At 69.4% G+C, this 12,079-nt stretch carries 11 protein-coding genes and 1 tRNA gene; 4 read left to right on the top strand and 8 right to left on the bottom strand.

Going from position 1 to position 12,079, the window contains the following annotated elements; all coding sequences use genetic code 11:
• Positions 1 to 41: 41 nt before the first annotated feature.
• Genes LF262_RS06660 through LF262_RS06635 form a run of 6 tightly spaced genes read right to left on the bottom strand, consistent with a single transcriptional unit; the run spans position 42 to position 7,521 of the window.
• Positions 42 to 1,706: a serine/threonine-protein kinase gene (locus LF262_RS06660; RefSeq protein WP_235779506.1), complete on the bottom strand. Its 1,665-nt coding sequence runs from the start codon at positions 1,704 to 1,706 to the stop codon at positions 42 to 44.
• Complete coding sequence (locus tag LF262_RS06655) at positions 1,703 to 3,166, bottom strand: peptidoglycan D,D-transpeptidase FtsI family protein (protein WP_235779505.1); 1,464 nt, start codon at positions 3,164 to 3,166, stop codon at positions 1,703 to 1,705. Before LF262_RS06655 ends, LF262_RS06660 begins: the two co-directional genes overlap by 4 nt.
• Positions 3,163 to 4,596: an FtsW/RodA/SpoVE family cell cycle protein gene (locus LF262_RS06650; RefSeq protein WP_235779504.1), complete on the bottom strand. Its 1,434-nt coding sequence runs from the start codon at positions 4,594 to 4,596 to the stop codon at positions 3,163 to 3,165. Before LF262_RS06650 ends, LF262_RS06655 begins: the two co-directional genes overlap by 4 nt.
• Entirely contained in the window at positions 4,593 to 6,326 is a 1,734-nt protein-coding gene (locus tag LF262_RS06645) for a PP2C family protein-serine/threonine phosphatase (RefSeq protein WP_235779503.1), read from the bottom strand. The genes LF262_RS06650 and LF262_RS06645 overlap by 4 nt, the downstream gene beginning before the upstream one ends.
• Positions 6,327 to 6,328: 2 nt before the next feature.
• A complete protein-coding gene (locus LF262_RS06640; protein WP_235779502.1) occupies positions 6,329 to 6,802 on the bottom strand; it encodes an FHA domain-containing protein FhaB/FipA in 474 nt (157 codons plus the stop codon).
• Positions 6,799 to 7,521 (bottom strand): FHA domain-containing protein, encoded by a 723-nt coding sequence (locus LF262_RS06635; RefSeq protein WP_235779501.1) that lies wholly within the window; start codon positions 7,519 to 7,521, stop codon positions 6,799 to 6,801. The genes LF262_RS06640 and LF262_RS06635 overlap by 4 nt, the downstream gene beginning before the upstream one ends.
• Before the next feature lie 312 nt (positions 7,522 to 7,833).
• Between LF262_RS06635 and LF262_RS06630 the strand changes: the two genes are divergently transcribed.
• A tRNA-Leu gene (locus tag LF262_RS06630) sits at positions 7,834 to 7,916 on the top strand.
• A 61-nt stretch (positions 7,917 to 7,977) separates the two neighbouring features.
• Here the strand turns inward: LF262_RS06630 and LF262_RS06625 are convergent.
• Positions 7,978 to 9,492, bottom strand: a complete 1,515-nt coding sequence (locus LF262_RS06625; RefSeq protein ID WP_235779500.1) for a lipase maturation factor family protein — start codon at positions 9,490 to 9,492, stop codon at positions 7,978 to 7,980.
• Between the two features lie 63 nt (positions 9,493 to 9,555).
• Between LF262_RS06625 and LF262_RS06620 the strand changes: the two genes are divergently transcribed.
• Together LF262_RS06620 and LF262_RS06615 are read left to right on the top strand one after the other, a co-directional pair.
• Positions 9,556 to 10,146, top strand: a complete 591-nt coding sequence (locus LF262_RS06620; RefSeq protein WP_235779499.1) for a fluoride efflux transporter FluC — start codon at positions 9,556 to 9,558, stop codon at positions 10,144 to 10,146.
• Positions 10,143 to 10,520, top strand: a complete 378-nt coding sequence (locus LF262_RS06615) for a fluoride efflux transporter FluC (RefSeq protein ID WP_235779498.1) — start codon at positions 10,143 to 10,145, stop codon at positions 10,518 to 10,520. Before LF262_RS06620 ends, LF262_RS06615 begins: the two co-directional genes overlap by 4 nt.
• A 20-nt stretch (positions 10,521 to 10,540) precedes the next feature.
• Here LF262_RS06615 and LF262_RS06610 read toward each other — a convergent pair whose 3' ends face one another.
• The gene (locus tag LF262_RS06610) at positions 10,541 to 11,077 is read right to left on the bottom strand and encodes a YbhB/YbcL family Raf kinase inhibitor-like protein (protein ID WP_235779497.1); all 537 of its coding nucleotides are present in this window, start codon (positions 11,075 to 11,077) and stop codon (positions 10,541 to 10,543) included.
• A gap of 158 nt (positions 11,078 to 11,235) precedes the next feature.
• Between LF262_RS06610 and LF262_RS06605 the strand changes: the two genes are divergently transcribed.
• The gene (locus tag LF262_RS06605; protein WP_235779496.1) at positions 11,236 to 11,970 is read left to right on the top strand and encodes an alpha/beta hydrolase; all 735 of its coding nucleotides are present in this window, start codon (positions 11,236 to 11,238) and stop codon (positions 11,968 to 11,970) included.
• The last annotated feature ends 109 nt before the right edge of the window (positions 11,971 to 12,079 follow it).

The raw sequence follows: 12,079 nt of genomic DNA, 5'->3' as shown, positions 1-12,079 counted from the left end.
CCTCTCGTTGCAGGGGCGGATGGGCGGAAGATGTCATCGTCTCAGCTGCTCGGTGCGGTCGAGACGCTCGGGAGCGCCCCTCCGGATGCCCCTGCTGACGACGGCCTGGCCGGGGTCGTCTGCGTAGGCGAGGGGGTCTGTGTGGGCGGCATGGCGGCCTGGTAGGTCACGTACAGCGTAGAGCCGACGACGATTGCGCCGCTCGGGCTGACGTCTGTGACCTGGCCCGTGCCGGTCTGCGATTGGACCGGGTTGAGTGCGACGATCATGCCGAGAGCCTCCAGCTGCGCCTTTACCTGAGTGTAGGGCTTTCCGAGGTATGCGCTGGGGATGATGTTGACCGTGGCGGGTTCTTGGACCGGGGGCACGGCTGGCGGCGAGCTCGGGCTCTGGGCCGCGCTGCGGCTCGTGGCGGTCGTCGACGGGGTCGGCGAGGCACTCGAGATGCTCGGTGCCGCCGAGCTCGGGCCCTGGGACGGCAGCGGGGACGGGCTGAACAGGCCAGCGTTCGAGAGCCACACGCCGATCACCACGAACAGGAGCAGCAGCACGAGCGCCACGAGCGGCCACGTGAGCGGGCTGCGCTTGCGCTGCCGCCGGCGCTCGGGCTCCTCGGGCTGCTCGTCATCGTCAACCGGCGCGTACAGCGGGTGGTAGGCGTCCTCGGTGGAGGAGGGGCGGGCGCGTGGACCTTCTTCGCCGACCACCGGGAGGGCCGACGTCGCGGGCGTGCCCCGTGATGCAGCCGCACCGGCCGCCGCTCCCGCTACAGCTGCCCCGCCCACGACCGCCGTCGGGGCCGTCTGCCTCCTGACCGGAGCGGTGATCGCCTCCGTCGAGTCGTCGTGCAGCAGCATCCCGGGCACAGCCGCCTGGGCCGCTCGGATGTCGCCGCGGCGGATCGCCTCGGCCGCCTCGGCAAGCTTGATCGCGTTCGCCGGGCGGTTGCGGGGATCCTTGGCGAGCATGGACATCAGCAGAGCGCGCACGGGCGCGGGAAGGTGATCGGGCAGCGGCGGCGGGGCATCGTTGACCTGGGCGAGCGCGATAGCGATCTGGCTCTCGCCCGAGAACGGGCGGTGCCCGGTGAGGCACTCGTAGCCGATGACCCCGAGCGAGTAGATGTCACTCGAGCCCGTGGCCTGCTGGCCCGTGGCCTGCTCCGGCGCGAGGTACTGCGCCGTGCCCATGACCTGGCCGGTCTGGGTCAGCGGCACCTGGTCGGCGAGGCGGGCGATGCCGAAGTCCGTGACCTTGACCCGGTGGTCAGGGGTGATCAGCAAGTTGCCAGGCTTGACGTCCCGGTGCACGAGGCCCTGGCCGTGGGCCACCGCGAGGGCACGGGCCGTCTGCGCGATGATGTTCAGCGTCCGGTCCGGCGACAGGACACGCTCGCGCTCGAGGATCGCGGACAGGGGCTCGCCCGGGACGAGCTCCATGACGAGGTACGCGGATCCCTCGGCCTCGCCGTAGTCGAAGACGTTCGCGATGCCGTTGTGGTTCAGGAGCGCCGTGTGGCGCGCCTCGGCACGGAATCTCTCGAGGAAGCTGGGATCGCCGGCGTACTCCTCCTTGAGGATCTTGATCGCCACGATACGGCCCAGGACGTCATCTCGGGCGCGCCACACCTCGCCCATGCCACCGATGGCGATCCGGCCCTGCAGCTGGTACCTGCCGCCCAAGGTGATGCCTGACGTCGGTCTCACTTCTTCAACACCGCCTCAAAGATCTTGCTCGCTGTGGGACTTGTCAGCGCGGCTCCCGTCTTGACGTCGACGCCTTCCATGACGACGGTCACCTGCACCTGGGGGTTGTCCGCCGGGGCGAACCCGGTGAACCAGGAGTTGTTCAGGCCGGAGGAGCCCAGCTCCGCCGTGCCGGTCTTGCCTGCCACCTTGACTCCGGGCACCGCCGCACGGCCCGCAATGCCCCGGGAGACCACGTTGGTCATCCACTGCGTGATCTGGTTCGCGATCTCCGGGGTTGTGGATGTGCGCAGCACCTGGGGCTTGGGCTCAGAGACCACTCGCAGGTCCGGGGCCGTGATGCTCTTGACGAGCGAGGGCTTCATCTGGACCCCCCCGTTCGCGATCGCACTCGTCATGAGCGCGATCTGCAGCGGCGAGGCCTTCACGTCGAACTGGCCGATTGCGGACTGGGCGAGCTGCGCCTGGTCGAGCTTCTGCGGCCACACCCCTGAGGAGTAGTCGAGGTGCAGCTGGTCGCCTGCCTCCTGGCCGAACCCGAACGCCGCGGCCTGCTTGCCGATCGCATCCTGACCCAGGTCGACGGCGATCGACGCGAACGGCGTGTTGCAGGACTGCTCAAGGGCGAAGGAGAAGTCCGCGGTATCCCGCGTGTAGCAGTTGCCGCCGGCATAGTTGGGAAGCTTCGCGGAGGAGCCCGGCAGGGACATCTCGGCGGGGTTCGGGAGCGTCGAGTCCTTGTTGTACTTCCCTGAGGCCAAAGCCGCGGCGGTGTCGACGAGCTTGAACACCGAGCCCGGGGCCAACAGCCCACCCGTGGGCCCGCTCACGCCCTGATTGAGGTTGATGCCCGGCTCGGCTTGGATCTTCGCCATCGCGGCCTGCGCGGCCGCCTTGTCCTGGGTGGCGATCTGGTTGGGATCGTAGCTGGGCTTGGAGACCATCGCGATGATGGCGCCCGTCTTCGGGTTTGTCACGACGATCGAGCCTCGCTGCCCCTCCGGGATCAGGTCGTAGGCAAGCTTCTGGATGGCCGGGTCGATCGTGAGCTCCACCGAGGCGCCCTTTGGCTGCTGGCCGAGGAAGAGCTGCCGGATCCGGTCCATGAGGAGCTGGTCCGACGTTCCGGTGAGCGTCGAGTTCAGTGAGTTCTCGAGCCCGGTGGAACCGAACACGTTGGAATAGTAGCCCGTGAGCCCGGCGTACAGTGCGGCGTCGCCTGGGTATGTGCGCTGGAACGCGCAGGTGTCGGACCCGCTGGCCATCGACTGCGCGATCGGCTTCCCCGCCACGAGGATGGGCCCGCGCTCCTGGCAGAACGTCTGCAGGATCGCGCGGTTGTTCAGGCTGTTCTTGTTCAGGTCGTCGGCGCCGATCACCTGGACGTAGCTGATCGCACCGAGGACGAGGCCGAACATGACCGCGATGGCCACCCACGCGTTGCGGATTGCCTGGTTCACCGGCGCCTCACCACCTGCGTGGTCGTGGTGTCCGAGCTGGTGTTCCTCGGTGTTCGCAGTGATGGCGGCGCGTCGGGCCCGTGCCCGCGGTCAGACGCGAGCGGGGCGCTGTTGACGGGCCGCCTTGCCGCGTTGGAGATCACGAGCAGGAGGGCCACGATGATCCAGTTCGCGAGGAGGGACGAGCCGCCCGCGGCCAGGAATGGAGTGGTGAGTCCCGTCAGTGGGATCAGACGCGTCACGCCGCCCATGATCACGAACACCTGGAGGCCCACGGCGGCGGCGAGACCGGCTGCTAGGAGCTTGCCGAACGAGTCACGGGCGCCGAGCGCGGTGCGGAAGCTCCGGGAGACGAGCATCGCGTAGAGCATGACGATCGCGAACAGCCCGACGAGGCCGAGCTCCTCGCCGAACGAGGCGACGATCATGTCCGAGTGGGGGAAGGGGACGAGATCCGGTCGGCCCTGGCCGAGCCCGGTGCCAAGCAGGCCGCCGTTGGCCATCCCGAACAGGCCCTGGACGATCTGATAGCTGCCCCCGTAGGTGCGCCCGTAGACGTCGGGGGAGAACGCATTGAGCCAGCCGTCGATGCGCAGCCGGATGTGCGGCAGCACCAGGCTCGCCGCCATGGCACCGCCGAACATGAGCAGGACGCCGATGATCGCCCAGCTCGCCCGGCTCGTCGCGATGTAGATGGTGGAGATGAAGATGCCGAAGAACAGGATCGACATGCCGAGGTCGTGCTGGAAGATCAGGATCCCGATCGCGGCGACCCATGCGACCACCATGGGCCCGAGGTCCTTGAAGCGGGGCAACTGGAGCTTTCCGATGCGGCGCCCCGCGAGGAGGATGAGGTCGCGGTTCGTGGAGAGGTAGCCGGCGAAGAAGACAGCGATCGTGATCTTGGCGACCTCGCCGGGCTGGAAGGTCGAGCTTCCGATGCGGATCCACACCTGGGCGCCGTTGATCTCGCCCGCGGTGATGCCCGGGACGAGCGGCAGGAGCAGCAGGACGGCGCTCACGATGAGCGAGATGTAGGTGAAGCGCCGCAGGATCCGGTGGTCCCTGAGGAACCAGATCACCGCGATGGCGAGGACCATGCCCACGACGGTCCAGCGGGCCTGGGTGTTGCCGTAGTCGGTTTGGGGAGTGTCCAGCCGGTGGATCATGGCCAGCCCCAGCCCGTTGAGGGTCACGACGATGGGAAGGATGATCGGGTCGGCATATTTCGCCCGGAAGCGCAGAACTATATGCAACGCGAGGGATGGAACGATCAGGAGTGCGGCCTGCAGCCAGAAGTCGTTCTCGAATACCGTGCCGTCCTGCAGCCACTTCATGGTGTTTGCACCGATGGCCACGGCCCAGGCCAGGGCCAGGAGCGCGAGCTCTACGTTGCGCCGCGGCCTCACCACAGTCTCGACGCCGCTCATCGGGTACCTCCCAGGCAGGGGTCGGGGGTGGTGGTCGGGCTTGCACTCGGCGAGGCTCCGGGGCTGGCCTCGGAGGGGGTGGGCGACGGCGGCGCGCTTTCTGAGGCTGTCCCCCCTCCAGCGGCTCCGGCGGTGGGGCTCGCCGTGGCGCCACTGCCGGGCAGGCACCCGCGGGGATCGGACTTGATGCCGTTCACGATGTCCTCGGCAGCTTCGAGCCCGTCGGCGGGTACACCCGAGCGGAGCCGCTGCTGGGTGTAGGGACTCAGGGAATCGAGAGGGACGTTGGTCGCGGTGTGGACGTGCGAGAGCGAAATCGGGCCGAGCTGCTGTGAGACGCCGTTGTAGATCGCGACCCGGTTGTCGTAGACCCCGACGTAGTAGCGGGTCTGGGTCCACGTGTAGCCGAACCAAGTGCCCACGACCAGGGTGAGTGCTGCAATTGCCCCCAGCCCCATGCGGAACCAGCGCCGCAGCCGGCGGCTGCTCGACGGCGCCGAATCCTCGGCCTCCTCGGTGGCCTCCGGGCCACCGTGCGTGAGGACCGCGGCGGCACGGCGTGCTGCGGTGCGGCTGGCAACAGAGGGCAGCGAGCCGCTTTCGGCGGCGGCCGCCGCGGCGCCGACGAGTTCATGCGGGCGCGAGTCCAGCTCTCGGCGGAGAACCTCCGCCGAGAGGTGTGCACCGAGGTTGGGGTCCGTGGGCGGTTCCTCACGGCTGGGCGCAGCGGCGGCCTCCGCACCGGCATCGGGGTTTGCGGGCGCCCAGCTTCCGTCGTGGGCGGCCTCCGCCGTCGGTGCCGCGTCCGGCGCCTCGACAGGCCCTCCGGGCTCGACCTGTCTTGTCCTTGCCGTGACCGGACGGACGTGGCCGGCATCGGGCCGTGGCGGCTGGGCAGCCGAGGCCGAGGTCACGGGGGTGCGGGTAGCCGCCGCAGCGGTGAGCGACGCGGCAGCGGCGGCCGGCGGCAGAGGCGCCTCCTCGCCGTCGTCCTCCTCGCTTGCGACCACGTCTGCGACGATCACTGTGACGTTGTCCGGTGCGCCCGCGGCGAGGGTGAGCTCGACGAGACGGTCTGCGCACTCGTCCGGTTCCTCGAATTCGCGCAGAGTACGCGCCACGAGGGGGAGGGGCACGTAGTTGAGGCCGTCGGAGCACAGGAGCCAGCGCTCGCCCGCGACCGCCGGGAAGCTCGCCAGGTCCAGCTCGGGGCTCGCGTCGACATCCCCGAGCACGCGCATGAGCACGTTCTTGTGGGGATGCGTCTCGGCCTCCTCGGGGCGCAGCCGGCCCTCGTTGATGAGCCTCTGGACGAAGGTGTGGTCCGTCGACATCTGCTCGAGGTCGTTGCCCCGCAGGCGGTAGGCGCGCGAGTCGCCGATGTGCGCGAACGCGAAGGACCCGTCCGAGAGCAGGACGGCCGTGACGGTGGTCCCCATGCCGGCGAGGAGCGGGTTGGCGCTCACCAGCTCGGACAGCAGTGAGTTGGCAGTCTGGATCTCGTCCGCGAGCTGAGTGCCCGCCTCGCCCTCTGCGTACCCGCCATGGTCGAGGTGGATGAGGTCGAGCACCGTCGAGGCGCTCGCCACGTCCCCGCCTGCATGCCCGCCCATGCCGTCGGCGACAACGGCAAGATGACGGCCCGCGTAGGCGGAGTCGTCATTCTTCGAGCGGAGCCGGCCCACGTCGGAGCGGGCCGCGAAGCGCAGGATGAGCGGGGCGTCGGCCAAGATCAGGGCCTCAGCTCGATCACTGTCTTGCCGATCCGGATCGGCACCCCGAGCTCAACCGGCTGGGCGCGTGTGAGCTGCTGGTCGGCGAGGTACGTGCCATTGGTGGACCCGAGGTCCTCGATGAACCAGCGGCTGCCCTGCGGGAAGAGGCGTGCATGGCGGCCGGAGGCGTAGTCATCCTCGAGTACGAGAGTTGCCTCCTGCGCACGGCCGAGCAGCACGGGGCTGCCTTCGAGCGGGACAGTCGTGCCGGACAACGGTCCCTCGACGACGATGAGCCGGTGAGCCTGCTGCCGCATCGGCTGCTCCGCGAGCTCCGGGTTCTTCCGGACCTGACGGGCTGTGGGGGCGCCGGTCTTGTGGCGGCGCCCGATCGCGAGGTCGCGGCGCATCGCCCCGACCACGCTGAAGACGAGGAGCCACATGAGCAGGAGGAAGCCCAGCCGCAGAGCGGTGAGCGTCAGTTCATTCACGCGTTCCCTCCCCGAGGTGCCGGGAGCATGCGAAAGGCGATCCTGGTACGTCCCATCGTGATGGTGGTGCCGTCGTGGAGCACGGCGCTGCCCTCGATGCGGTGACCGTTGATGTAGCTGCCGTTGGTCGAGCCGAGGTCCACGGCGTAGGTGGTGCCGCCGTCCGTGCGGATCTCGAGGTGGCGGCGGGAGACGCCCGTGTCTTCCACCACGATGTCCGCCTCGGTGGAGCGGCCGAGGACCACCGAGTCGCCCTTGACGGCGTAGCGCTGCCCGTCGATCTCGAGGACCGGCGTCAGGGCCACCGGCTGCCTTGTGGGGGCTGCGGGGACAATGGGCCGCGACTGGCCCTTCTCCATGCGGGAGACGACCGCGAACTCCCCGGCCTTGAGCGATGCATCGTGGCGGAAGGTGAAGCGCACCGGGCCCTGCAGCGTGTAGCCCTGCGAGCGTGCGTGCCTGACCGCCACGTCGCACAGCTCCTCGGCCAGCGGCTGGCCCCAGCCGCGGGCCCGCTCGAAGTCCGAATCCGACAGATGCGCCTCGAACACGTTCGGTGCAAGCGTCCGGCCCTGATCGACCGCGAATGCCTCGTGGTCCATCTCGCGGCGCAGACGGCTTGCGATCTCGACCGGCTGCACTTGGCCCTTCCTGCCAGTGGAGAAGACGCCGTGGACGGCCTTCTCGATGCCGCGCTCGAGCTTATCCAGCAGTCCCATACCTCCTCCTTCACCGGTCTCCTGCCGCGGTTTTCCGCGGCGGCGGGCATACTCGGGCCCTATCCGCGCCTGCTCCTGGGCACGCACAGTCCTCAACCGATAGTACTGGGCGCCTCTTGGTCTTACCTGATCCGCCCGGTTCCGGCCCGATAACGATGGATCGCGACCGCGCCTCCCGCGCCCCCGCCGCGCGCCCTGTCCGCCGGCGCCGGCTCTCGGCCTGATTTCGCAATCCGTGTTTTGCTCGGCTATGCTGGTCCTCGCTGCTTTCGCGGGACTGGGCCTTGCGTCCATGCCGTGCGGAGGTGTTGCGCGCGAGTGGCGGAACGGCAGACGCGCTGGCTTCAGGTGCCAGTGTCCGAAAGGGCGTGCGGGTTCAAATCCCGCCTCGCGCACCGCTGCAAGGAGCCCCGGCCTGCCGGGGCTCCTTGTTTTTCCCGTGAATGTCCTCCGGCCTCAATCTTCCCGTAGGCCGATGGGCCGGATGAGCACCCGGAGCGGCGTGATCACCCACCGGTTGCCGGTCTCCCTGAACTCCTCGTGCGTGGCGAACTCGTACAGCGCGCTGCGGGCCCTCACCCACCGGGGCTTCGCCCCACGGAAAGGGTCCTCGCGCAGCAGCTTGAGCGTGGCCGGGTCGGCGCCCAGGAGCTTCATGAGGAGCGCGTAGAACCAGTCCTCGTGCACCGTCCGCAGGGGCAGGAACCACATGAGCCAGTCGAGGCGCAGGTGGTACGGCGCCCACTGCCGGGGCACCCTGTCGGGCTCGCCGGGCTTGCCGCGGAAGCGGTACTCGCGCCACTCCGAGTCTTCCGCGGGTATGGCATCGAGCGTGCCCTCCACGACGATCTCCACCCGGTTCTTCGTCACCGATCCGAACGCGCCGTACGTGTTGACGAGCTGCCACCGGTTGAAGGCGGCGTTCATGAGCTGGTGGCTCGAGAAGAGGTTCCGCAGCGGCCACCACGAGAGCACGAGGAGCAGCAGCGATGCGGCGAGCACGACGACGACCCACACCCAGGTGACCCCGTCGCCCGAGGCGGGCCACGGCGTCGTGCTTCCCGTGTCCGCAGACGAGGCGCTGTTCCACGGGGCGGAGGAGAGGTGGGCCGGGATGAAGGGGAGGAGCCAGTGCACCGCCGAATCGCCCACGCCGGCGAACGCGAGCACGATCGCGGACCAGTTGAGCCACGCGAAGTTTCCTGAGAGCACGAGCCACACCTGCGTGACGATCACCACGGCCGCGGCGATCGTCCCGAGGGGCTGAGGGAAGAACAGGAAGAAGGGGACCACGAGCTGCGCGAAGTGGTTCCCCGCCGCCTCAGAACGGTGCATCCACTTCGGTAGGAGGTGGAACTGGCGGCTCAACGGCCCCGGCATCGGCTGAGTCTCGTGGTGGTAGTACAGCGCCGTGAGGTCACGCCATTCGGGGCCGCCGCGGATCTTGATCATCCCCGCGCCGAACTCCAGCCGGAACACGAGCCACACGGCCAGGATCAGGATGGGCCGCGGCGGCGGGACTTGGTCCGAGCCCAGGAACGCGACCGTGAACCCGGCCTCGAGGAGGAGCATCTCCCACCCGAAGCCGTAGAAGGTCTGGCCAACGTTCACGATCGACATGTACAGCCCCCACAGCACCAGGAACGCCGCCAACGGGACCCACCACGGGCCCGCCTGAGGGATGCCGAGGACGAGGAGGCCGGACACGAGGAGCCCCACAGCGCAGACCCACCGGAACAGCCGGTCAGAGTACCGGTAGCGGAACAGGGTGGGGCGGCGCATGCGGTGGAAGCCCTGGAGGTACTCAGGAACGGGCAGGAGGCCCCGCTCGCCGACGAGCGCCGGAAACTGGTTGAGGCTCGAGAGGAACGCGACGAAGAACAGCGCCGCGACACCGCGCTGCAGCACCCAGCGGGCCACCTCGGAATCGGGGGCCGCGAACCAGGCCATGAACCCGGACACCGCGTCCATGCTTCCCACGCTACCTTTTTGCGCCGGGTGCGGGCAGTCCAAACGAGATAGGCTCTACCCGCCGTGACTTCCGACCCCCGCCGTCCCCTTCGGGACCCCGCGCACGACGCCGCGCCCGCGCCTTCCGGCGCCCACGCGCCGTCGCGCCTTCCTGCCCCGGCACGGTTCGCCCACCCCTTCTCCCCGGCGGTTTTGGCGCTGGTGTTCGCCGGCGGGGTGCTTGGGGCGCTGTCTCGGTGGGCGCTTGGCGTCGCGATTCCCGCCCCGGGCGGCTGGCCGCTACCGACCCTGATCATCAACCTCGCCGGCGCCCTCGCACTCGGGGCGCTCCTCGAGTCCCTCGCGCGCCGGGGACCAGACGTGGGCGCGCGCCGACTCGTCCGCCTCACCGCGGGGACCGGCTTCCTCGGCGCCTACACCACCTACTCGACCCTCGCCGTCGAGGGCTCGCAACTGCTACTAGCGGGTCGCGCGGCCGACGGCGCGTGGTACCTCGCGCTGAGCCTGCTCGGCGGGGCGGGCGCCACCCTGCTCGGGATTGCGGGTGCTGCCTGGCTCCACCGTTCGGACCGGCGCGGACTCGCCGCCGAGGCGCACGTGGCGGCCCACCCGCACGGGTCCCACATCCACGAGGGCCCGGAGGAGCCCCGGTGAGCCCAGCCGAGGCGCTGCTGCTCGGGGCGGCGGGCGGAGTCGGCGCCGTGGCGCGCTATGTGCTCGACACCGCTGTGAGCCGGCGGATCAAGGCTGCGCTCCCGGTAGCGACGATCGGCATCAACGTCACCGGCTCGTTCCTGCTGGGCCTCGTCGTGGCCCTCGTGCTCGCCGGTGCCGACCCGTCGCTGCAGGCCGTTCTCGGCACAGGGTTCCTCGGCGGGTACACGACCTTCTCCACGGCCAGCTACCAGAGCGTGAGCCTCGCACTGAACGGGAGGTGGGCGGCCGCCGTCGTCAACGGCGTGGGGACGCTCGCGCTGTGCCTCGCCGCGGCGCTCGCCGGGCTTGGGCTCGGCGGCGCCCTCCAGTAGTCCGCGCGAGCGGCGGGCAGCTACTCGATCTCGGCGGTCACGATTATCATGGCGCGCCCGAGGGTGTGGGAGAACATGTTGAAGCCAAGGAACGCGGGGCTCGAGTCGCCGTTGACTCCGATGTCCTCGGTGTCGAGGGCGTGCACCACGATGAAGTACCGGTGCATCCCGTGCCCGGCCGGCGGGGCGGCGCCGACGAATTGGGGAGTCCCGCCGTCGTTCTTCAGCTGGATCGCGCCGTCCGGCATGTCCTCGCCCGTGGCAGTCCCTGCGCCTTCGGGCAGCTCGGTCACCGACGCAGGGATATTCGCCACGGCCCAGTGCCAGAAGCCGGACTGGGTCGGAGCGTCGGGGTCGTAGACGGTGACGGCGTAGCTCTTGGTGCCCTCGGGCGCGCCGGACCACGAGAGCTGGGGCGAGATGTCCTGGCCGCCTGGGACGCCGAATGCGCCCGAGTACTGGGGCTCAGGCCACGCCTCGCCGCCGTTGACGGTCGAGCTCGTGACCGTGAAGGCCGCCTTCTCCGGGATGCGGTCGAACGGATCGTTGCCACTCATTGCGGCTCCTCTCTCCGGTGGAGGACGGCGTCCGCCGCCCTCACGTCCCGATCATACGGACGCTGCTCGTTCTGCGGGTTCGCCGCCGTCGATGACGACGTCGTCGTGTGGTCCCAGCCGCACAGCGCTACTGCCTTGCTGGGCAGTAGAGTCAGCAGATGATCCCACGCCGGGCCGCGATGAGGCTCATGATGTGCAGCGCCGTGCTGCCGCTCCTGGGCGGATGCGACGGCGCGTTCGAGCGGAGGCCGGCCGCCCTGCTCGCTCGGCCGCAGGGGATTGCCGGCCGGATTGACCCGGGGGAGTCCAACCTCGGTTCGCCGTCCGGTCGCGAGGTCCTCCTCTACGCGCCTGCCTCCCTCGCGGCCGACGGCCCGAGTCCGCTCATTCTCTCCCTCCATGGTGCCGGAAACGACGCCAGGGGAGGTCTGTTCACGCAGGCGCTGGCAGATCGCTTCGGGGCGCTGGTCCTGGCGCCGTCTTCAGCGGGACGCGTGTGGGACCGGGCGTTTGGCCCGGACCTCACGACCATCGACATGTCCCTTCAAGAGACCTTCAGAAGGGCACGCGTCGACCCGTCGCGCATCGCCGTTGCCGGCTTCTCGGCCGGCGCCTCGTACGCGCTGGGTCTCGGCCTCGCCAACGGCAGCCTCTTCAGCAGCATCATGGCCTTCTCGCCTGGATCGATCCCCGACGGAGGGCGTGAGGGATGGCCGCGAGTCTTCATCTCCCATGGCGTCGGCGACGAGCGGCTCCCGATCGACCAGACCAGCCGGAGGATTGCGCCGGTTCTGCGGGGAGAGGGATACGAGGTCGACTATGAGGAGTTCGACGGGGGCCATACCGTTCCGCCGGAGAAGCTGGCCAGGGCAGGGGACTGGCTGGGATGGTGAGAAGCGGGCATCGCGCTGCGCCGCCCATCGAAAAGTTCAATAGGTCCATCGATCCCAGCCCGTTGTCCCGAATTCCTCTCCGAGTAGCGTTGTGATGAAACAGATCACA

Origin of the sequence: Sinomonas notoginsengisoli (assembly GCF_021554725.1) — a bacterium.
Lineage (GTDB): Bacteria > Actinomycetota > Actinomycetes > Actinomycetales > Micrococcaceae > Sinomonas > Sinomonas notoginsengisoli.
Note: the sequence above shows the minus strand (reverse complement) of the source record. Positions and strands in the feature narration are given on the sequence as shown.